A 19499-nucleotide genomic window follows, 5' to 3' on the forward strand; every position below is an offset into this window, starting at 1 on the left:
CGCGCACGGCCGGAGCGAAGGCGGAGGTACGCCTAACAGGTGCAGCCGGACGGAGTCCGTCATTCGACCGCGCACGGCCGGAGCGAAGGCGGAGGTACGCCCATGAGCAGTAGCACCGCACGACCCGATGCCGGAGGCGCCAGCTGGCCGCGGACCCTTCGCGCGGTGTTCTCCGTACGTTCAGGTGCTTGCAGCAGCGCGGCGGCCCAAGCGCCGGGCGCCTTAGCCGGGCCGTGGACCGTTCGCGCGGTGTCCTTTGCGCGGTCAGGCGCCGAAGGCCAGGGCGGCTGCGGTGAGGGATACCGAGATTTCGAGTGTGGCGCCGAGGACGTCACCCGAGAGACCACCGAATCGGTGCAGACAGTGGCCCACCAGCACGGCCGAGATGATCAGTACGAGTACGACGACAACGGGACCGAGCCAATGGTGTTCGGGGACAACGGATATGCCCGCGGCCACCGAGGCCGCCGCCCACACTATGACAATGAGGCTGGACTGGGTTCCGGCGACGAGTGCTCCGAACCCGGTGCCCGGTGCGGCGCTGATGCCATGTCGGCAGGCGAGTACGACCGCGACTCGGCCGACGACCACCGCGAGAATTACCGCGAACCAGCGCTCGGCTTGGGCCAGCGCGGCGAATGAGAATGCTTGAACGGCAATCGAAAACACGATGGCCGCGGCACCGAAGGCGCCGACGCTACCGGATTTCATGATCTGCCTCGCACGTTCGGGCGGCCCGTAACTGCCGAGCCCGTCCATGGTGTCGGCGAGGCCGTCGAGGTGCATGCCCCGAGTAATCAACGCCAGCGCGGCGACTACGAGCAGCCCGGCCAGCGGCGCGGTCACCCCCGCGAAGATCAGCACCCACAGCAACCCGGCGGCGGCGGCACCGAGCGCACCACCGACCAACGGCGCCAACGCAATCGCCTGTCCGGCGGTCCCACGATCCACATTGTCCGGCCCGCCAACGGGTATCACCGTCAGCCAGGAAACCGCCAACCGCAGTTCGTTCATGAGCCGTCGATCAGCATCGGTCGAAGCCCGCTCATTTCGTCAGATCCGGCTTGGCCGTGGAGGACTCGACCGTGCCGCCTGCATTTGCGACGGCGTCCGCATTCGAGTCCGCGGCGGTGTCTGTGACCGCGTCCGCCTCGGGTTCAGCAGTACTGACGCCCGCCTCGCCGAACGTAGCCATCTCGGCGAGGGCGGCCACGGCGGTGCGCAGGATGGGCAGGGCAGTGAGTGCGCCGGAACCCTCGCCGAGGCGCATGTTGAGCTTCAGCAGCGGTTCGAGGCGCAACCGGGTCAGGGCCAGAGTGTGGGCGGGTTCGGTGGAGAGGTGGCCCGCGAGCCACCATGCGCTGGCGCCGGCGGCCAGGTCTTCGGCGACCAATGCGGCGGCCGTGACGACGACACCGTCGAGGATCACAGGTGTGCGGCGGGCGGCGGCCTGGGCCAGGAAGCCTGCCATCGCCGCGAAATCGGCGCCCGCGGCTACGCGTAGTAGTTCGACGGGGTCCTTGGCGGCGGGGCGCGCACGGCGCATGGCATCGCGGATCGCGGCCACCTTGCGTGCCCAGCCTTCGTCGTCGACGCCGGTGCCGCGCCCGACCGCGGCGACCGGTTCGGTGTCGGTGAGGGTCGCGATGAGCACGGTGGCCGGCGTGGTGTTGCCGATTCCCATGTCGCCCACGATGAGCAGGTCGGCACCCGCGTCGATCTCCTCGTCGGCGATCGCGATGCCCGCCGCGAGCGCCGCCTCGACCTCCTCGGTGCTGAGCGCGTCCTCGCGGTCGATGGCCCCGCTGGAGCGGCGCACCTTGTGCTTGCCGATCTGTGGATCGGTGTCGGTGTCGACGGAGATATCGGCTACCCGGACTGTCGCGCCGGCCACCGCGGCGAGCGCGTTCACCGCGGCGCCGCCGCCGAGGAAATTGGCGACCATCTGCGCGGTCACTTCGCTCGGATACGCCGACACCCCGTGCTTCGCGATGCCGTGATCGCCCGCGAAAACCACCACCCTGGCCCGCTCGAACTGCTTGGGCGGGCACACGCCCTGGCATGCCGCCACCCAGTTACCGAGATCCTCGAGCCGCCCCAGCGCCCCACCTGGTTTGGTCAGCTGCGCCTGCCGCTGCTGCGCCGCGGCCCGAATTTGCGCGTCAGGCGGCGTAACCGGTCCGAGTCCGTGTGTCACTGTCGAGCCTTTCGGGGTCAGGGCAGTTCGTTCCTACGCCGCCCAATACTGCCCGCCTCCGGCGCCGCGGCGCACATCGCCGACTTCCCACTATTTGAGGCGGACGGGCAACCCGGCGACGATCAAGAAGGCTTCGTCGCAGATGGCGGCGAGACGCTGGTTGAGGGTGCCGATTTCGTCGCGGAACAGACGTCCCGATCGACTGGCGGGGATGACGCCCATGCCGACCTCCGGGCTGACGATCACCAGTCGGTGCGCGTAGGTGTCGACCGCCTCGACGAACGCGTCGGTGTCGGCGGCGACGGTGCCGCGCGGGGATTCCCAGGCGTCGAGGGCGTCGATGCGCGCGGTGAGCCAGGTGCCGATGTCATCGATCAGGGTCGCGCCCGCCGCGGCAGCATCCGCCTCATTAGTGAGAACCGCTGTCGGATCGGCACTTTCGACCACCGTCCAATCGGCGGGCCTGCGATCGCGGTGCCTGGCGATGCGCTCGGCGAAGTCGAGATCGGCGGGATCGAGGATCGCGGTCGCCAGGTAGCGCACCGGCCCTGGGTCGGCAGCCAAGTCTTCGGCGAATGCGGACTTACCGGACCGAGCAGCGCCCAGGACCAGCGTCCTGCGCGTGCGGCGCACGCGCCTGGGGGTTGGTGATCTGTCCGACACGTGCGCAACCGTATCAATGGGCGTACCTCCGCCTCCGCTCCGGCCGTGCGCGGTCGAGGGACGGACTTCGTCCGGCTGCACCTGTGAGGCGTACCTCCGCCTCCGCTCCGGCCGTGCGCGGTCGAGGGACGGACTTCGTCCCGTTGCGCCTATTCGGTGGGTTCCGCGTCGGCGGTCGGGTTGCTGCCGAAGCGGCGGCGGTATTCGGTGGGGGCGATGCCGACGATGCGTTGGAAGTGGTGGCGCAGGAGGGCGCCGGAGCCGAAGCCGGCCTGAGCGGCGATAGGCTCGAGACCGTCGTCGGTGTCTTCGAGTAGGTGCTTGGCGTAGAGCACGCGCTGGTTGGTCAGCCATTTCACCGGTGTGGTTCCGGTTTCGGCGGCGAAGCGGCGGGCGAAGGTTCTTGTCGACATCGTCGAGCGGGCGGCGAGCTCGTCGATGGTGTGTGGGAGTTCGAGATTCTCGTTCATCCACAGCAGCGTGGCGCTGAGGCCGTCGGAGGTGCATGCGGCAACCGGGCGCTCGATGAACTGGCGTTGGCCGCCGTCGCGCTGCGGGGGCACCACCATGCGCCGCGCGATGCCGTTGGCCGCGGCGCTGCCGATCTCCCTGCGCACCAGGTGCAGGCAGGCGTCGATGCCCGCGGCGGTGCCCGCGCTGGTGATCAGGTTGCCTTCGTCGACGTAGAGGACGTCGGGGTCGACGGTGGTCTCGGGGAACATCTCGGCGAGTTGGCTCACATAACGCCAGTGCGTGGTGCATTTGCGGCCGTCGAGCAGCCCGGCCGCACCGGCGAGGAAGGCACCCGAGCAGACCGTGAGAATGATCGCCCCAGCGTCGGAGGCCGCGCGGACACCGGCGACTATGCGCGGATCTACCCCGGAGCCGAGCAAGGACGAGTGGTAAGCGGGAATCGCGACCAGGTCCGCCCCGGTCAGTTCCTCCAGCCCGTACTCCGGTGTGATGGTGACGCCGGGCGTGGTGGAGCGCAGTGGCTTGCCCGGTTCGGCGCCGCACACCCTGAAATCGAAGGCAGGCAATCCGTCGGAGGTTCGGTCGAGGCCGAAAACCTCGCAGACGACCCCGAATTCGAACATGGCGAGGGGGCCGGTGGTGACGACGGCGACCTTGGACAGCATCGGTCCAGTGTAACTGGCTGAATCTTTACGGACAATGTCAGTACAGCCACTTTCGGCCGAAAGTCTACGAGCGCAAAATTACTGCCATGATTACTTTCCTGGTTGTTCTTGCAGTCATCGTCGGTCTCTCCGTCCACATCGCGCACGGCGTCGACCGTTTCGGATCTTCGAACATCACCGATCGCGACGCCCAGCGTCAACAGGCCGAACTCTCCGTCATGTACGGCCGGATGTCGCACCACCGATGAAAACGGGCGAAAACCCGACCCGGACGCGCGAGCCCCATCGACTCCGACACGCTGCGGCGGGGCTCGAGCCCGAACCACAGACAGGACACAGCAGACCGGCCCGGAAGCGTGAAGCGCCGGGCCGGTCTGCTGTTTTCTGTCCGGAGCTAGACCGCGTCGCCGGGGGAGACCCTCGGCTTGGGAGCCCGCATCTTGCGGATCTGGGAAGCGCGGACGAAGGCGTACCAGCCCAGGCGGTACCCGGTGTCGACGCTGTCGGGGAACCGCTCGCGGACCCGGCCGTTCACGATCCGGCCGAGCAGGAAGCCCTCGGCGATCATGAACGCCATCATGACCAGCATCGCCAAGGTGACGATGGTTTGCAGCGCCGGTGCGACGAACATGGACAGGATCAGCACGAGCGCCATCGGCATGAACAAGCCGACGAGGTTGCGCCTGCCGTCGACGATGTCACGGACGAACCCGCGTACCGGGCCTTGATCGCGCGGCAAGAGGTACTTGTCCTCGCCGGCGAGCATCCTGGCGCGCCGATCCTGGGCCGCGACGCGCCGCTCTGAGGACGCCGTTTTGCGGTCTGCCCTGCTGCCACGAGTGGCCTTGCGCCTGGCGCGCGCCTCCTTCGAGGTCAGCGGCGCCGGAGCGACCGGACCGCGGCGCTTGCCTTGTGCGTCACGACGTTTCGGGGTGGGCCGGCCCTTGCCCTCGGTGGCCGGGGCCACCGTCCTGGTTGAGCCCGCGGCCGAGCCGCCGTCCGAGTCCGCCGTCGAGTCGGCGCTCTCGTCGGTGGTGCTGGAGTCGCCGCGACGGAACAATTTCACAGCGACCAGGCTATTCGATGCCGCACCAGGGGAGGAAATGCGGTCGCCCTCGCGAGCGTGCGGCGGGTATCCGGCATGCGAGCGGTCACACACCACCTTCGTGTGCTCCTCCCGCTCCGATGATGGCAAGATGGGGAATAGCAGCCTGCGGAACGGTGTTGACAGCCACGAGCCGTGTGCTGTTCACGGGTTGAACACAGCTGTCCATAGGAGAGTTCATGACTGTGCAGAACGAGACCGAAACTCACGGTGCGACGCTGACCGATGCGGCCGCACTGAAGGCGAAGGCGCTGCTCGATCAGGAGGGGCGTGACGACCTTGCGCTGCGTATCGCCGTGCAGCCCGGTGGTTGTGCCGGCCTGCGCTACCAGCTCTTCTTCGACGACCGCTCGCTCGACGGTGACCTGGTCGCAGACTTCGGCGGCGTCATGCTCGCGGTCGACCGGATGAGCGCCCCCTACGTGCAGGGTGCCTCGATCGATTTCGTCGACACCATCGAGAAGCAGGGCTTCACGATCGATAACCCGAACGCCACCGGCTCTTGCGCCTGCGGCGATTCGTTCAACTGACGGCGGAGAGCGGCTTCTCCTCCTGACGAGGCTGGGCTCGCACGCATCCGCGCGCACCACAGGTGCCGCCGGATTCGCGTGGCGGGCCCACCGTCGGTTGTAGGCCCGATAAGTCGTCTCCCATCGATCAACACCCCTTGACACCCGCGTGGCTGTTGATGTTCGACGGATGTTGTTGTTGATACGGTGAAGTCGTCGCCGGGTGTTCTACCTCGGCGTGTCTTCCTGTCGACAGCTAAGGACCGCGAGCCTCGTGACTATCGCAGTATCGGCATCGATTGCCACCGACCACCTGATGCGTTTCCCCGGAAGGTTCGCCGACTCGCTGTTGGCCGACCAACTCGACCATGTGTCCGTGAGCTTCCTCGTCGATGATCTGCAGATCCGCCGCGGCGGCGTCGCGGGCAATATCGCCTATGCGATGGGTGTGTTGAACAGGACACCGCTGCTGGTCGGTGCGGTCGGCGCCGATTTCGCCGAGTATCGCGCCTGGCTGGAGGCCAACGGCGTCGATTGCAGCGGTGTGAAGATCTCCGAGCGGGCGCACACCGCGCGGTTCGTCTGCACCACCGACGACGATATGGCGCAGATCGCGTCCTTCTACCCCGGTGCCATGAGCGAGGCCCGCGATATCACGATCGGCGACCTCGCCAAGGAACACGAGCTGGAGCTGGTGCTCGTCGGCGCGAACGATCCCGACACGATGCTGCTGCACACCGCGCAGTCCCGCGAGCTCGGCATCCCGTTCGCCGCCGATCCGTCCCAGCAGCTGGCCCGCCTCGACGGTGATCAGGCCATCGAACTGATCGACGGCGCCGCTTACCTGTTCACCAACAAGTACGAATGGGCGCTGCTGCTGCAGAAGACCGGCCTGAGCGAGGAAGAGATCGCGCGCCACGTCGGCATCCGCATCACCACCCTCGGCGCGGACGGCGTGCAGATCGTCGACCGCGACGGCACCGAGGTGCGGGTGAGTGTGGTCCCTGAGACGACCAAGATCGAACCGACCGGTGTCGGCGACGCCTTCCGTGCCGGCTTCCTCACCGGCCACACCGCGGGCCTGAGCCTTGAGCGCAGCGCCCAACTCGGCTCATTGATCGCGGTTCTGGTGCTGGAAACCATGGGAACCCAGGAGTGGACCCTGAACAAGGACGACGCCCTGCAACGCCTCACGAATGCCTATGGCGCCGAGGCGGCTTCGGACATCAAGCCGCTGCTCTGAGCCCATCTCGATGTTGACATCGGCCCCCTACCGGTTCCGGCAGGGGGCCGATGTCGTTCGACAGCCGACCTACAGCGAGACGGGGTAGACCGGCTCCTGGATATCCGGGGTGATGCGGTGCTCGACGAAGATCCCGTGCCAGATCATGAAGACAAGCAGCGTCCACAGGCGACGACTGTGATCGATGCGGCCGGTGCGGTGATCGTCGAGCATGCCCTTGATGGCGCCCTTGTCCAGCAGGTGATCGGTCTGGGATTCCGCGATGGTCTGTTGCGCCCAGTCGTAGAGCTCCTCGCCACGCAGCCAATGCCGTAGCGGGACAGGGAAACCGAGCTTGGCGCGGTGCAGTACATGCGGGGGCACGATGCCTTCCAACGCCTGGCGTAGTGCGTACTTGGTGGTGTCGTTGGTGATCTTCTGTTCGTAGGGCAGCCCTTCGGCGACCTTCAGCACTTCGGTGTCGAGGAACGGCACCCGCAACTCCAGCGAGTTGGCCATGGTCATCTTGTCGGCCTTGACCAGGATGTCGCCGCGCAACCAGGTGAACAGGTCCAGGTGCTGCATGCGCGCCACCGGGTCCCAGCCGCGCGATTGCGCGTAGATCGGGGCGGTGACGTCCTGATGGGTCCATTCGGGCCGGAACTCACGCAGCACCGACCGCAGCTGCGCGTCGTTGAAGCTGCGCGCATTGCCGTAATAGCGCTCTTCGAGGCCGAGCGAGCCGCGGTGCAACAGGCTCTTGCCGCGAGTGCCTTCGGGAATCCGGTCCGACAGCTTGCCCGCCAACCGCCGCAGTCCCTTGGGCAGGCGCTCGAAAGGCTTCAGCGACAACGGCTCCCGGTAGATGGTGTATCCACCGAACAGCTCGTCGGCGCCCTCGCCGGAGAGCACCACCTTGACGTGCTTGCGCGCCTCCTTCGCCACGAAGTACAGCGGCACCAGCGCCGGATCGGCGACCGGATCGTCCAGGTACCAGACGATCTCTGGGATCGCGGCGGCGAACTCGGCGGGGGAGACGGTCTTGATGATGTGCCGTGCGCCGATCGCCTCGGCGGTCTCCGCGGCCACATCCGCCTCGGAGTAGCCCTCGCGCTCGAAGCAGCTGGTGAAGGTGATCAGTTTCGGGTTGTGCCGCATGGCGAGCGCGGCCACCGCGGTGGAGTCGATACCGCCGGACAGGAACGAGCCGACGGTGACATCGGCGCGCATGTGCTTGGCGACCGAGTCCTCCATGGCTTCGGCGATCTCGCGGTAGCGGGCGACCGCCGTACCCGCCGCGAAGGGGCGCACCTGGAACTTCGGGGTGAAGTAGCGAGTCACCTTCGGTGTCTCGCCCTGGCGCACGGTGGCGTAGCTGCCGGATTCGAGCCTGCGGATATCGGCGTGCAGGGTTTCGGGCTCCGGCACGTACTGCAACACCGTGTAGTGCTCCATGGCGCGCGGGTCGAGTGCGTCGGACAGCCCGAGCGCGGGCAACAACTCGAGCAGGCTCTTCTTCTCGCTGCCGAACGCGGTGCCGCCGGTGCCGGTGGCAAGGAACAGCGGCTTGATGCCGAACGGGTCGCGCGCCAGGAACAGTTCCTTGGTCTCGGTATCCCAGATCGCGAAGGCGAACATGCCGCGCAGTCGCCGCACCGCATCGGGGCCCCAGTAATGGAACGCCGCGACGATCGCCTCGCTGTCGCCCTCGGTGTCGAAGATCTTGCCGTCGGTGAACTCGGCCGCGTGTGCCTCGGTCAGCTCCTCGCGCAGCTCCAGGTAGTTGTAGATCTCGCCGTTGAACGTGAGGGCATAGCGCTCCCTGTTCTCCGGTGGGCCCCAGCGCAGCGGCTGGTGCGAATGTTCGATGTCGATGATGGAGAGGCGGTTGAAACCGAAGATCAGGTCGTCGTCGTGCCAGGTGCCACGCTCGTCGGGACCGCGATGACGGACGCAATGCAGGGCGTTGTACACCTGCTCCACGGTGTCCGGTGCCGCGACGTCAGATGTCAGAAATCCGAGCAGTCCACACACAGCGTCGGCAACCTCATTTCCTGCAGTCGGGGCACGTGCCCTGCGACATGGCGGCACTGCGCCCCATCGGGGGAGGACGCAGCGATCGAAATACAGTGTCCGAGTATGCCGCACGAGCCGAATCCGTGCGCCGCGCGCCCGTGGCCACGCCATTTGGCATCGGCGGGGTGTTGAATGCGACCCGACGTCAAACAGGGTGCCGGTTTGGTCTACGCTGCGTAGTACTCAGGCCATTCTCAGGTGGTGCGTGTGCGAAAGTCACGCCTGCGTCAGGACGGCCTGAAACGTGCTTAGAACGTAGCGCCGAGGCGATCGCAACCTCGGCGGTGCAATGTCGGAATGTGTGGCGACCAGGAAGGCGTGAGCGTGGCGCACAAGGCGAGCGAAGAGATCGGGGCACGACCCGCAAGGGGTCGGCAGGGCCGGATCCTTCGGCGGGCCGGGCTGGCGGTGTCGTTGGGCATCACCGCGATGCTCGTCTCGGGCTGCTCGATCGACAATGTTTGGCTGCGGTTCGGTTGGCCCTCGGGCATCACGCCGCAGGCCACTCGGATGCGTGAGCTGTGGACCTGGTCCGTCGTCGCCGCTTTGGTGATGGGCGTGCTGGTGTGGGGTCTGACCTTCTGGACCGTCACCTTCCACCGCAAGAAGAAGGACTCCCCTGAGTTCCCGCGCCAGACCGGCTACAACGTGCCGCTGGAGTTGACCTACACCGCGATCCCGTTCGTCATCATCGCGGTGCTGTTCTACTTCACCGTCGTCGTGCAGAACTACGTGCACGAGAAGGTCGACAACCCCGACGTCACCGTCGATGTGACCGCCTTCCAGTGGAACTGGAAGTTCGGTTACCGCAATGTCGATCTCAAGAACGGCTTCAAGTTCGACGGCATCGACACCGCGCGTGAAGCCGCCGACCGGGAGCAGCTCGAGGAGTACAAGGAGCGCAAGGAAGACGGCCACCCGCAGCCCGGCCCGATGCATGATGGCGGACCTGCGAACGACCTGCTGTCCTTCCTGCACTACGACAAGATCGAGACCGTCGGCTCCAGCAGCGAGGTTCCGATCCTGGTGCTGCCGACCGGCAAGGTCATCGAGTTCCAGCTGGCCGCTGCCGACGTGGTGCACGCCTTCTGGGTGCCGGAGTTCTTGTTCAAGCGCGACGTGATGCCGAACCCGAAGGAAAACCATTCGGACAACGTCTTCCAGATCACCGAGATCGAGAAGGAAGGCGCGTTCGTCGGCCGCTGCGCCGAGATGTGCGGCACCTTCCACTCGATGATGAACTTCGAGGTCCGTGCGGTTTCGCCGGAGAAGTTCGCCAAGTACATCGAGTCGCGCAAGGCGGGCAAGACCAACGCCGAGGCGCTCGACTCCATCGGTGAGTCTCCGATCGCTACGTCAACGAGGCCGTTCAACACCGACCGCACGATCAAGAGCGCGGCCGCGGCCGACAGCAAGTGAGGACTGATCTGACATGAAGATCGAAGCGCGGATTTTCGAGCTGCTCACGGCATTCTTCGTCATCGTCGCTATCGTGTACGGCTACTTCACCGGGCAGTCGCGCACCGGCGTCGAGTGGGCGGGCACCACCGCCACCGTGCTGACCGCGGGCCTGTCACTGATCATCGGCACCTACTTCCGCTTCGTCGCACGTCGCCTCGACCTGCGTCCCGAAGACTACGAAGACGCCGAGATCGTCGACGGCGCAGGCGATCTGGGCTTCTTCTCGCCCGGCAGCTTCTGGCCCATCACCCTCGCGGCCGCGGCTGCGATCACCGCACTCGGCTTGGCGTTCTTCCAGTTCTGGCTGATCGGCCTCGGCGTGGTGTGCGTCCTCGCCGCCGCCGCGGGCCTGGTGTTCGAGTACTACCTCGGCCCGGAAAAGCACTGAGCTGTTCCGCCTCTGGCGCGTATTCGGGCCAGAGGCGGATGTCGCGACAACGAAGCGCCCCATCGCAAATCCGATGGGGCGCTTCGTTTTGGCTGCCCGTCACTAGCGGCCTGGATGCTGAAGGTGATAGTCGCGGAAACGGTCGAGCGATTGGGGGACCGGCCTGTACAGCCCGCACCGGCACCCCGCCGACAACGTCGAAGTCGACCGCCTATGCCCGCCGGTAGCGTCGCGCTACCGGCGGGCGACTATGTGCGGCGCATGTCTAATCCGTGGAGTCGTAGCGCAGGGCCTGTTCGGAGTGGCAGATCTCATCGATTCCGGACACGATGTCGCGCAACAGTTCCGAGGGCAGCGCTGAGGGCCGCAAACGGCAGGTAAAGGTGATCAGGCCGTGGTCCTCGGCGGGCAGAGCGTGCACCGCGGCCTCCGATCGCAGATACTCGGAGCGCACGCCGTAGGTCATCGCGGAGATGACGGTGAAGCAGCCGGTCCGCTCCCGGTGTCCGGCAAACAGATCGTGCAGTTGATAGAACACCGAGGTGTAGGTCGACAGCGGCGCGAAAATGGCCACCCGATATGCGGGTCCGCGTTCGGACGAGCTGATCACCGTATCGGCGAGATACTCCGCATCGCGCAGCGTCAGCACCTTCGGGGCGAACATCAGCGCGCCCGCCGCCGCATTGCGCACCGGGGTGCCCGCACGCCCGCCTGCGGCGGAAGCGATGACGCCCAGCGATTTTCTGGTCCTGGTGCCGACTTCGCGGCGCGCACGAAGCGACCGGGTCGGCGTGGTCGGGTAAAGGCTCGACCACTGACCGAAGCGCACCGTGCCCAACTGCACGTGGCCGGTGCCGACAGGCCGCGACACCTTCAGCGGCGCGGTATCGACCCAGCGGCCCACCTGGAGGGCCGCATTGCCCGGCTGAGTGATCTCGGCGTAGGCGTGCTCGACGAAGGAATCGAAATCGAGGAACCGGTCGGCATTGGTTGTCAGCCAGGTGTGGTCCTTGTCGATATCGATCGCATCGAGGGTGAGCGCGGTGATGATGCCCGCCCGCCCGCCCGCGCCGAGGATGCGGTGGAAGCGCTCGGTGTGGTGGTTGCGTCCGCAGGTGCCGATGCGCCCGTCCGGGTCGACGTATTCCAAATCGACGATCCGGTCGATGAACATGCCGTACTTGTGTGAGGCGGTGCTCACACCGCCGACCGACGCGAAACCGCCAGCGGTGATGTCGCGGTGATCGCCGACGATCGGCAGGCCGAGGCCGTGCGCGCCGAGCCTGCGGTCGATATCGGACAGCTTGGCACCGGCCTGCACCCGGACGGTGCGCCTGCCGAGATTGATATCGAGCACCGAGTTCATCCGTCGCAGCGAGACCACCGCACGCTGATCGGGCAGCGAAAGCCCATCGTCGAACGGCTCGCCGCCACGCACGGTGAGATGATCGGCGCGATTACGTGAATCACGAACAGTGCGAACGACATCCGCAGTGTCGCGGGGTAGATATTCTTCGGGGGCGACAGTGTGCGACGTGCTCATGGCACGAAAGCTAACCACAGCGCGGCTCGCTCTGCTCGCCCGATATCCGTGGCTATCGGCCCTGCGGGAAAAGCCGCTGGCTGAACAGCACTGATCCGGTCGCGTCACACAAATTGACCGTCAGCTCCCTCGACTTGCCGTCGATAAGGACCTCGCCGAAGTGTTGAAAACTTCCGTCCAACGGCGAGGCGTTCTGGACCGGCGGGGCATGCACGAAGACCGCCTCCGGACCGAACGTCGCGTCCAGCGGGTTCGGGCCGAACGCGCCGGCGTTCAGCGGTCCGGACACGAACTCCCAGAACTCGTCGAAGTCGGTGAAAGCGGCGCGTTCGGGCGAATAGCGGTGTGCCGCCGAGTAGTGCACGTCCGCGGTCAGCCAGACGACTCCGCCCACCTTGTTCGCCTTGATCGCCGAGAGCACCCTGGCGATCTCGGTTTCGCGGCCCGACGGTGCGCCGGGGTCGCTGTTGGCCGGACCCTCGAAAGCGGTCGTGTCCTTCTGTTCGCCGTCCTTGACGACTAGGCCGAGCGGTAGGTCGTTGGCGACGATCTTCCAGGTGGCCCTGGAGTCGCGCAGGCCCTCGATCAGCCATGCCGTCTGTGCCGGACCGAAGATGCGTCCGCCGGGGCCGTTGTCGATATCGTTGGTGTCCTTGTAGGTCCGCATATCCAGCACGAAGACATCCAGCAGCGGGCCGTAGGAGATCTTGCGGTAGAGACGTCCGTCCACCGCTTCCCTTGGCTCCAACGGCATCCACTCGTGGAAGGCCCGCCAGGAGCGGGTGGCGAGAGTGTCCATGCCGCGCTCGGAGTAGCCCTTGGACTCGGGGACCAGGCCGCCGGGGTACCAGTTGTTGACCGTCTCGTGGTCGTCCCACTGCACGACCTGGGCGACCGAGCTGTTGAAGCGCAGGTAGTTCTGGTCGGTCAGGTTGTAGGCGTAGTTGCCGCGGAACTGATCCAGGGTTTGGGCGACAGCGCTTTTCGCCTCGGTCACCACGTTGCGCCAGATGCGTCCGTCGGGCAGCCTCACCGATTCCTGTAGCGGGCCGTCGGCGTAGATCGTGTCGCCGGAGTGCAGGAACAGGTGCGGGTCGCGCGCGGCCATGGCGGAGAAGATCTTCATGCCGCCGAGGTCGGGGTTGATGCCGTAGCCCTGGCCGACGACGTCGCCGGACCACAGCAGCTTGATGTCGGAGGCTCCGGTGGGCGCGGTGCGGAAGACTCCGGTGACCGGTTGGGAGGCCGAGCCGTCCTCACCTTCCAGGGTGACCCGGTAGTGCACCTGTTGCCCGGCGGGCAGGCCGTTGACACGCACCCGGCCGGTGCCGTCGGACTCGGGGGTCAGCAGCGGACCGGTGAAGCGTTTGGCATCGGTGAAGGATTCGGTGGCCGCGGTTTCGACGATCAGCTTCGCTGGTTGATCCGAACGCGCCCAGATCAGTGCACCGTCGGCACGCGGGTCACCAACAGCGACGCCATGGGTGAGATTCGGGCGAGGGCGGACCAGCGCGGGCCCGTCGTTCGAGCAAGCGGCCAGCGCTGGCGCCGCGACCAGGCCGAGCGCGGAGGTGCGCAGCAGGGTGCGCCGGGTGATGCCGAAGTCGTTACCGCCGAGAATCATGTCGCCTACTTTTACGCAGGGAGTCCAACGCAAGTTGAACAGGCATTGTCCGGGCAGCCAACAAGGTTACACGCGCCGCCGTCCAGGCCTCTTTGGGCGGGTTCCGCTGCTGCCGAAATGGTTGCGGCGTAACCTCTTACGCGGCGTCCGGCGGTTGCCCGATGTCGACGGCCGGTGCGACGCCCCGAGCGAGGAAGTCGGGGCGTCGCGTCGGCGCTGTCAGACCGCGTTGTCGCACAGCCCTACCCGCCCGGTCGGAGAGGTGGGCCGCGCCCCTGTGATCGAAGTCATCGAGTAGTCATCGGAACTGCAAGTTGCGCACCGTGTACGCCGAATTCGCGCCCTGCACCCCCGGCCGCGGTTCGCGAGCCTCGCAGACGCGGCGCCCGGCGGATAGGGTGAGGTCGCTGGACTATTCGGACGAGAACGATTGGGGGGACGAATGTCATCCCCGCACGGGGGGAACCCTGAGCAGCCGTATTCGCCCCCGCCCCCGCGTCCGCCGCGGCCTTTGCCTCCGCCCGGGCCGCGCCTGCCTGGGCCTGAACGGCCTTCAGGGGCACGCTTTCCGATTGAGCCGTATCCGGATGAGCCCGTGCGTTCCATGGGGCAGTCTTCGGCGCGCCCGCGGCGCCCGCGCCCGCCCGCACAGCAGTCGCCGACGGTGTACCCGCCGCAATCCGGGCGGCCACGCCCGCCTGTGCGTCCGCCCTCGGCGCACTCCGAGGTCGAGCCGTATTCGGATGAGCTGGCGGGCCCGGTGCGGCAGCGTTCGCCGCTGCGGTCTGATCCGGACGAGTCGCATGCTCCGGCGCGCACGGAAGGGCCGGATGATCCGGCCGATGAAAAAGATGGCGCTACCGGGTTTGTGGTGGTGTTCGGTTCGATCCTGGTCGGGGTGCTCGCTATTACCGCGATTATCGGCGTGCGGGAGTACAACGAGCAGGGCGACATCAAAGCCGAGGGCGCCCACAACCAGACCACGACTGCGAGCCCCGCCTCGTCGACCGTGCCGATCTCGGACAAACCGGTTGCGCCCGAGCCGGATTCAACCGCGCCCGACGGCACCGGCACCGATCGCTGGGTCGCCGCCACCTACAACGCGCAGACCGACAAGGTGTCCTGGTTCAGCAGCGAGATCAGCGGGGAGGCGGCCGCGGCGGAAGCCGACGCCGACTGCGGTACCGGCTGCTCGCCCGCCCGCTGGTCCCGCAACGGCTGCATCACCCTGGTCATCGGCCAAACCGACGGCTGGGGTTCCGAACGTGGCGAAACAATCGCCGAGGCCGAAAGCAAAGCGATCAGCAACGCCGAAACCGTCTACGGAATTTCCGGAGGTTTCAACCTGTGGACGAAATGCGCATTCGAATAGCCGAGAGCGCGGACTCGTGCGCTCTCGGCCGGACACACCAAAGTGACTAGCTGGCCGCCGATTCGGGAATGCGGGTGGCCGTGCGCGGGCCGGAAGGAACACCCTTCTTGAGGCTCGCGGCGTAGACATCGACGTACTCTTGACCGCCGAGCTGCATGAGGTCGTACATGACCTCGTCGGTGACAGCGCGCTCGACGAAGCGGTTACCGCCCATGCCCTCGTAGCGCGAGAAGTCGATGGGGGTACCGAATTTGACGGTGACCTTGCGGCGGCGCCAGCGGAACGGTCCCGGCGGACTGACCTCGTCGGTACCGATGACCGCGACCGGGATGACCGGGACGCCGGTCTCGAGTGCGAGCCTGGCCAGCCCGGTCTTGCCCTTGTACAGGCGACCGTCGGGGGAGCGAGTGCCCTCGGGGTACAGCCCGACGAGGCGACCCTGGTCGAGCAGCTTGCGGGCGGCGTTGAGCGCGTCCTCGGCCGAGTCGGCGCCGGTGCGATCGATCGGGAACTGACCGGAGGTGGTGAAGAACCACTTCTGGAACGCGCCCTTGATACCAGGGGTGTGGAAGTACTCGGCCTTGGCCAAGTAGTTGATTCGCCGCGGACTGAGCAGTGGCGCGAACAACCAGTCCGCGAAGGAGAGGTGATTACCCGCCATGATTGCCGGACCGTCCGCCGGGATGTTCTCTACGCCCTCGACTGTGGGCCTGTTGTAGAGATGCATGAACGGTCCCAGCAGAACATACTTCAGCAGCCAGTAGAACATGACGTCCTTCCCCCCGGACCGGGGTCGTTGCGGGCATACCTGCGTCAATTGCCGACTTTACCGTTTGTGATAGATCACATCCAAGCTGAGCGGCGTATCTCACCACATGTTCTCAGCGGCTGGTAGGTCTGTTCTCAGTGGCTGGAACGGGCGACCCGGGAGCGGCCACGACCTGTGTCGGCGAGGGTGGCCCTCGCGAGCTCCGCCGCGCCGATCATGCCCGCGGCTTCACCGAGTTGGGTGGTGCGGATCCTGGCCATCGGGCGGTGGCCGGCGCCGGTGATCGCGCGGGCGTATTCCTCGCGAGCCTCGTCGAGGAACAGCGGTGCCGAACTGCTCACCCCGCCCGCGATAACGACGAGATCCGGGTCGAAGATGTCGCTGACGAAGGCGAGTCCCAGCCCGAGCCAGCGCGCGAAGTCCGCCATGACCTGCACCGCGAGCGGGTCGCCGTCCTGTGCGGCCCCCGCGACCCGACGCCCTGTCAGCGAGCCGGGATCGCGGAAGATGTCCCTGGCGAGCACCGTCGAATGCACCGGGTCGGTGGCCAGCATCTCGATGGCGGTATCGGCCAGCGCGGTTCCGCTGCAATACCTTTCCCAGCAACCGCGCTTTCCGCACGGGCAGGCCCGTCCGTCCGGCACCACTTGCAGATGACCGAGTTCCGGTGCGACACCGTGGGTGCCCCGATACAGTTCGCCGTCGATGAGCAACGCGGCGCCGATGCCGGTGCCGATCGCGACGAGCACCACGTTGTGCCCGCCCGCCGCCGCGCCGAAGCGGTACTCGGCCCACACCGCCGCATTGGCATCGTGCTCCAGGATCACCGGAAGTTCGAGACGTTCGCTCAGCCGCCGCGCGACGGGAGTGTCCTTCCACGGCAGGTGCGGGGCGAAACGGACGGTCGAACGGTCGGCGGTGATGAATCCGGCGACGGCAAGTCCCACCGCGCCGATCGGGTGCCGACGGCACAGTTCACGGACCACACGATCCAGTGCGTCCTCGAGCGCGCGCGCCGAATGCGGTGTCGGCGCCTGCACGGTATCGAGCATCTCACCGTCGCCGTCGACCACCGAGGCGCGAATGTTGGTGCCTCCGACGTCGATACCGACGGTCAGCGGCCGAGGGCCTGCCATCTGGCGAGTCATGCCTTGATCGTCACGGGGATGCCGACGTATCGGGAACGCGTACGGCCGGAGCCGGTCGCGGCGTGACCGTCCCGCGCGTTCGCCGCGGCGCTGTCATCGTTCGGCATCGAATCGTCTCGTAGTGTGTGATCGTGGGACGTAGGGTTATCGTCCGACGCACCCGTTCGCGCATCATCGTCGGGTGGCAGCACCGGCTCGACCGGCACCCCGGCCAGCGCCTCGCGCAGTACCGTGATGATCGCGGTGCCGTGATCGGCGACCGCGGCGAGCACGTCATGATGCTCACCGCGAACCAGCGCCGCCGCCGCGCACACCGGGCACCAGCTACAGCTCGACCAGTCGGTCGTGCCTTCGACGGCAGCATGCCGCAACACCGGTTCGACGCGCTCCAAGACGGCCTCTGCCAGCAATTTCAGCTCTGCCGCGAATTCGCTGAGCCCGTCGACGTCGTCGAAAATTCCCGACCCGGGGCGATCGCCGCGACCGGGATCTGCCCCGACATCCTCGGCGTCGCGCTGCCCGCGGGCGTGGGTCCTCTCGTCGCCGTTCATATCGGCCAGGCCTCCGGATCGGGGCGAAAACGCACGACCAGGTAGCTCCCGTCGAGTTCGGCTCCCTCGACCGTGCACCGCCGCAAAACCGGTGCAAGCCGCATGCGGCGTCGGGTCCCGTCCGCTCCTACGATCAAATCGTCCTCCACTCGTCCCAGTCGCAGCGTCGCCGAATCGACGACGGGCAGGTGCATCCGCAACGCGTACACCGAATGGAGTCCGGTGCCCGATTCCAATCGAACCACCGGATCCCCGGAACTTGTGCGAACCTCTGCCGGATTGTCGCGCAGTGCGGAGTCCGCGTCCACCGCGTGCGACAGCGCGGCCAGGGCGGTGAGCCCGACGGGTTCGGGACCGCTGTGCTGGGCAATCACTACCGGGGTGCCCTGCAGATCACGCCGTAATCGTGCGATCACGTCCAGCTGTTCAGCGTGCCGGTTCAGATACCAGTACACCGCGGGGTGCGCCGTTTCCGGATCATCGGGCGCGGGAGTCGAGGGCAGCACCTTGTTCACCACCACCGCGTCGAGTCGCAGCCCGAGCAGCGCAGCGGCCGAGCGGACCCGCTCGGATTCGGCGACCGCGACCTGCTCGGCGACGGTGATCAGCCTGGCACCGGTGCGTGCGTGGTCGGTGAGCAGATCACGCACCTCGGTGACGGCGGTGACAATCTTCTCGGCGGTCGCCGCGAGCACCGCGCGACGCAGATCGGTGCCGATGGCGCTCATCGCGCGTGCGTGCGGTGGCCACATGCGTTCCACGTAGCCGAGCAGGGTGTCCGGAGCGGTGATGATGCGCAGCATGTCCGCCGAGGGCGGGCAATCCACGATGATCACGTCCCAGTCTTCCTCGTCGGCGAACTGGGAGATCTCCACCAGCATCAACAATTCCTGCACGCCGGGCAGGCCGGTGAGTTCGGCAGGATCTAGCGCCGCGAGATCGAAGCCGTGCTCGTGCCCGCTACCGACGGCCATCATCTGGACGACCTCGCGGAACCGATCCTCCAGTAGCGCAAGGGAATCCATCTCGATCACGTCGAGGCCGGGCAGCACGTTCGCGATCCCGGTCACGGTGCCCGCATCGTGGGCGACGCGGAATCCGAGCGCGTCGCCGAGCGAATGCGCCTGATCGAGGGAGGCGACCAGTACTCGGGAACCGGCCCGCGCGTACGACATCGCGGTCGCGCACGCCAAAGTCGTCTTACCGACTCCGCCCTTGCCGATGAACAGTTCGACCCGGGTGCGGTGCGTGGTCGCGTTCCGGTGCGCGATCAGCCTTCGACCCTTTTCTTCAGTTCGTTCAGCGCGGTATCGGTGATCACCTTCTCCGCCTTGCGCTTGAACATCCCGATCATCGGGATGTTCAGGTCGACGGTCAGCTCGTAGGTCACCTGTGTGGTGCCATCGGGCCGGTCGGTGAGTTCGTAGGTGCCGTCCTGAGCCTTTTGCAGGTCACCGCTGACGAGGGTCCAGCTGACAGCCTTGTTGTCGGGCCGCCAGGTGTAGGAGAGCACATAGGTGTCCTTGACGACGCCGGCGTCGAGCACGAAACGTGCTGTGCGCACTCTGCCGTCGGCACCGCTGTCCAACACCTCGACGGACTTCGCCGCCGAGACCCACTCCGGGTAGGACTCCAGATCGGCGATGACGGACATCACCCGCTGCGACGGTGCCTCGATGATGATCGACCTCTGGGTCCTGTCGGCCATGGCGGACAACGGTTCCTTTCCGGC

At 66.7% G+C, this 19499-nt stretch carries 19 protein-coding genes; 6 read left to right on the plus strand and 13 right to left on the minus strand.

Annotation, left to right across the window (positions count from 1 at the left end):
• Nucleotides 1-264 precede the first annotated feature (264 nt).
• The 4 genes from ACLMAJ_RS10125 to ACLMAJ_RS10140 all read right to left on the minus strand — a co-directional run bounded on the left by ACLMAJ_RS10125 (nucleotide 265) and on the right by ACLMAJ_RS10140 (nucleotide 3999).
• Nucleotides 265-1014 carry an adenosylcobinamide-GDP ribazoletransferase gene (locus ACLMAJ_RS10125; RefSeq protein WP_412013319.1) on the minus strand — a complete coding sequence of 250 codons (750 nt, stop codon included), beginning with the start codon at nucleotides 1012-1014 and terminating at the stop codon, nucleotides 265-267.
• Between the two features lie 31 nt (nucleotides 1015-1045).
• Nucleotides 1046-2197, minus strand: a complete 1152-nt coding sequence (gene cobT, locus ACLMAJ_RS10130) for a nicotinate-nucleotide--dimethylbenzimidazole phosphoribosyltransferase (protein WP_412013320.1) — start codon at nucleotides 2195-2197, stop codon at nucleotides 1046-1048.
• Nucleotides 2198-2287: 90 nt separating this feature from the next.
• On the minus strand, nucleotides 2288-2860 hold the full coding sequence (locus tag ACLMAJ_RS10135; protein ID WP_412013321.1) for a bifunctional adenosylcobinamide kinase/adenosylcobinamide-phosphate guanylyltransferase: 573 nt from the start codon (nucleotides 2858-2860) through the stop codon (nucleotides 2288-2290).
• Nucleotides 2861-3009: 149 nt separating this feature from the next.
• A complete protein-coding gene (locus tag ACLMAJ_RS10140; RefSeq protein ID WP_412013322.1) occupies nucleotides 3010-3999 on the minus strand; it encodes a helix-turn-helix domain-containing protein in 990 nt (329 codons plus the stop codon).
• A gap of 86 nt (nucleotides 4000-4085) precedes the next feature.
• Between ACLMAJ_RS10140 and ACLMAJ_RS10145 the strand changes: the two genes are divergently transcribed.
• Nucleotides 4086-4247 carry a hypothetical protein gene (locus ACLMAJ_RS10145; protein ID WP_412013323.1) on the plus strand — a complete coding sequence of 54 codons (162 nt, stop codon included), beginning with the start codon at nucleotides 4086-4088 and terminating at the stop codon, nucleotides 4245-4247.
• A 146-nt stretch (nucleotides 4248-4393) separates the two neighbouring features.
• Here the strand turns inward: ACLMAJ_RS10145 and ACLMAJ_RS10150 are convergent, their stop codons facing one another.
• The gene (locus tag ACLMAJ_RS10150; protein WP_412013324.1) at nucleotides 4394-5065 is read right to left on the minus strand and encodes a DUF3043 domain-containing protein; all 672 of its coding nucleotides are present in this window, start codon (nucleotides 5063-5065) and stop codon (nucleotides 4394-4396) included.
• Nucleotides 5066-5283: 218 nt separating this feature from the next.
• On the opposite strand from ACLMAJ_RS10150, the gene ACLMAJ_RS10155 reads away from it, so the two are divergent.
• A complete protein-coding gene (locus ACLMAJ_RS10155; RefSeq protein ID WP_412013325.1) occupies nucleotides 5284-5634 on the plus strand; it encodes an iron-sulfur cluster assembly accessory protein in 351 nt (116 codons plus the stop codon).
• A 253-nt stretch (nucleotides 5635-5887) separates the two neighbouring features.
• Nucleotides 5888-6856 (plus strand): carbohydrate kinase family protein, encoded by a 969-nt coding sequence (locus ACLMAJ_RS10160; RefSeq protein ID WP_412013326.1) that lies wholly within the window; start codon nucleotides 5888-5890, stop codon nucleotides 6854-6856.
• Between the two features lie 69 nt (nucleotides 6857-6925).
• Here the strand turns inward: ACLMAJ_RS10160 and asnB are convergent, their stop codons facing one another.
• Nucleotides 6926-8869, minus strand: a complete 1944-nt coding sequence (gene asnB / locus ACLMAJ_RS10165) for an asparagine synthase (glutamine-hydrolyzing) (protein ID WP_412013327.1) — start codon at nucleotides 8867-8869, stop codon at nucleotides 6926-6928.
• A 471-nt stretch (nucleotides 8870-9340) separates the two neighbouring features.
• Here asnB and ctaC point away from each other — a divergent pair, with 471 nt between their 5' ends.
• Together ctaC and ACLMAJ_RS10175 are read left to right on the plus strand one after the other, a co-directional pair.
• On the plus strand, nucleotides 9341-10330 hold the full coding sequence (gene ctaC / locus ACLMAJ_RS10170) for an aa3-type cytochrome oxidase subunit II (RefSeq protein WP_412013668.1): 990 nt from the start codon (nucleotides 9341-9343) through the stop codon (nucleotides 10328-10330).
• Nucleotides 10331-10343: 13 nt separating this feature from the next.
• Nucleotides 10344-10760 (plus strand): cytochrome c oxidase subunit 4, encoded by a 417-nt coding sequence (locus tag ACLMAJ_RS10175; RefSeq protein WP_412013328.1) that lies wholly within the window; start codon nucleotides 10344-10346, stop codon nucleotides 10758-10760.
• A 265-nt stretch (nucleotides 10761-11025) separates the two neighbouring features.
• On the opposite strand, the gene ACLMAJ_RS10180 is transcribed toward ACLMAJ_RS10175, so the two are convergent.
• The gene (locus tag ACLMAJ_RS10180) at nucleotides 11026-12303 is read right to left on the minus strand and encodes an FAD-binding oxidoreductase (protein ID WP_412013329.1); all 1278 of its coding nucleotides are present in this window, start codon (nucleotides 12301-12303) and stop codon (nucleotides 11026-11028) included.
• Between the two features lie 52 nt (nucleotides 12304-12355).
• Nucleotides 12356-13927 (minus strand): alkaline phosphatase D family protein, encoded by a 1572-nt coding sequence (locus ACLMAJ_RS10185; protein WP_412013330.1) that lies wholly within the window; start codon nucleotides 13925-13927, stop codon nucleotides 12356-12358.
• Nucleotides 13928-14531: 604 nt separating this feature from the next.
• Here ACLMAJ_RS10185 and ACLMAJ_RS10190 point away from each other — a divergent pair.
• Nucleotides 14532-15299, plus strand: a complete 768-nt coding sequence (locus ACLMAJ_RS10190) for a DUF4189 domain-containing protein (protein ID WP_412013331.1) — start codon at nucleotides 14532-14534, stop codon at nucleotides 15297-15299.
• Nucleotides 15300-15345: 46 nt separating this feature from the next.
• On the opposite strand, the gene ACLMAJ_RS10195 is transcribed toward ACLMAJ_RS10190, so the two are convergent.
• From ACLMAJ_RS10195 to ACLMAJ_RS10215, 5 genes are all read right to left on the minus strand, one after another.
• Nucleotides 15346-16068: a lysophospholipid acyltransferase family protein gene (locus ACLMAJ_RS10195; protein WP_412013332.1), complete on the minus strand. Its 723-nt coding sequence runs from the start codon at nucleotides 16066-16068 to the stop codon at nucleotides 15346-15348.
• A gap of 134 nt (nucleotides 16069-16202) precedes the next feature.
• Complete coding sequence (locus ACLMAJ_RS10200; RefSeq protein ID WP_412013333.1) at nucleotides 16203-17216, minus strand: ROK family glucokinase; 1014 nt, start codon at nucleotides 17214-17216, stop codon at nucleotides 16203-16205.
• A complete protein-coding gene (locus tag ACLMAJ_RS10205; protein ID WP_412013334.1) occupies nucleotides 17213-17767 on the minus strand; it encodes a hypothetical protein in 555 nt (184 codons plus the stop codon). The genes ACLMAJ_RS10200 and ACLMAJ_RS10205 overlap by 4 nt, the downstream gene beginning before the upstream one ends.
• Entirely contained in the window at nucleotides 17764-19041 is a 1278-nt protein-coding gene (locus ACLMAJ_RS10210; protein WP_412013669.1) for an ArsA family ATPase, read from the minus strand. The genes ACLMAJ_RS10205 and ACLMAJ_RS10210 overlap by 4 nt, the downstream gene beginning before the upstream one ends.
• The gene (locus ACLMAJ_RS10215) at nucleotides 19038-19475 is read right to left on the minus strand and encodes an SRPBCC family protein (RefSeq protein WP_412013335.1); all 438 of its coding nucleotides are present in this window, start codon (nucleotides 19473-19475) and stop codon (nucleotides 19038-19040) included. Before ACLMAJ_RS10215 ends, ACLMAJ_RS10210 begins: the two co-directional genes overlap by 4 nt.
• Nucleotides 19476-19499 lie beyond the last annotated feature (24 nt).

The organism is Nocardia arseniciresistens (assembly GCF_046764875.1).
GTDB classification, from domain to species: domain Bacteria; phylum Actinomycetota; class Actinomycetes; order Mycobacteriales; family Mycobacteriaceae; genus Nocardia; species Nocardia arseniciresistens.

Bases quoted from the DNA above. Each gene is read 5' to 3' on its own strand.
- ACLMAJ_RS10175 (WP_412013328.1), top strand. From the start codon at position 10,344: ATGAAGATCGAAGCGCGGATTTTCGAGCTGCTCACGGCATTCTTCGTC.
- ACLMAJ_RS10195 (WP_412013332.1), bottom strand. From the start codon at position 16,068: ATGTTCTACTGGCTGCTGAAGTATGTTCTGCTGGGACCGTTCATGCAT.
- ACLMAJ_RS10155 (WP_412013325.1), top strand. From the start codon at position 5,284: ATGACTGTGCAGAACGAGACCGAAACTCACGGTGCGACGCTGACCGAT.
- ACLMAJ_RS10125 (WP_412013319.1), bottom strand. From the start codon at position 1,014: ATGAACGAACTGCGGTTGGCGGTTTCCTGGCTGACGGTGATACCCGTT.
- ACLMAJ_RS10140 (WP_412013322.1), bottom strand. From the start codon at position 3,999: ATGCTGTCCAAGGTCGCCGTCGTCACCACCGGCCCCCTCGCCATGTTC.
- ctaC (WP_412013668.1), top strand. From the start codon at position 9,341: ATGCTCGTCTCGGGCTGCTCGATCGACAATGTTTGGCTGCGGTTCGGT.
- ACLMAJ_RS10190 (WP_412013331.1), top strand. From the start codon at position 14,532: ATGGGGCAGTCTTCGGCGCGCCCGCGGCGCCCGCGCCCGCCCGCACAG.
- ACLMAJ_RS10205 (WP_412013334.1), bottom strand. From the start codon at position 17,767: ATGAACGGCGACGAGAGGACCCACGCCCGCGGGCAGCGCGACGCCGAG.
- ACLMAJ_RS10200 (WP_412013333.1), bottom strand. From the start codon at position 17,216: ATGACTCGCCAGATGGCAGGCCCTCGGCCGCTGACCGTCGGTATCGAC.
- ACLMAJ_RS10180 (WP_412013329.1), bottom strand. From the start codon at position 12,303: ATGAGCACGTCGCACACTGTCGCCCCCGAAGAATATCTACCCCGCGAC.
- ACLMAJ_RS10185 (WP_412013330.1), bottom strand. From the start codon at position 13,927: ATGATTCTCGGCGGTAACGACTTCGGCATCACCCGGCGCACCCTGCTG.
- ACLMAJ_RS10145 (WP_412013323.1), top strand. From the start codon at position 4,086: ATGATTACTTTCCTGGTTGTTCTTGCAGTCATCGTCGGTCTCTCCGTC.
- ACLMAJ_RS10215 (WP_412013335.1), bottom strand. From the start codon at position 19,475: ATGGCCGACAGGACCCAGAGGTCGATCATCATCGAGGCACCGTCGCAG.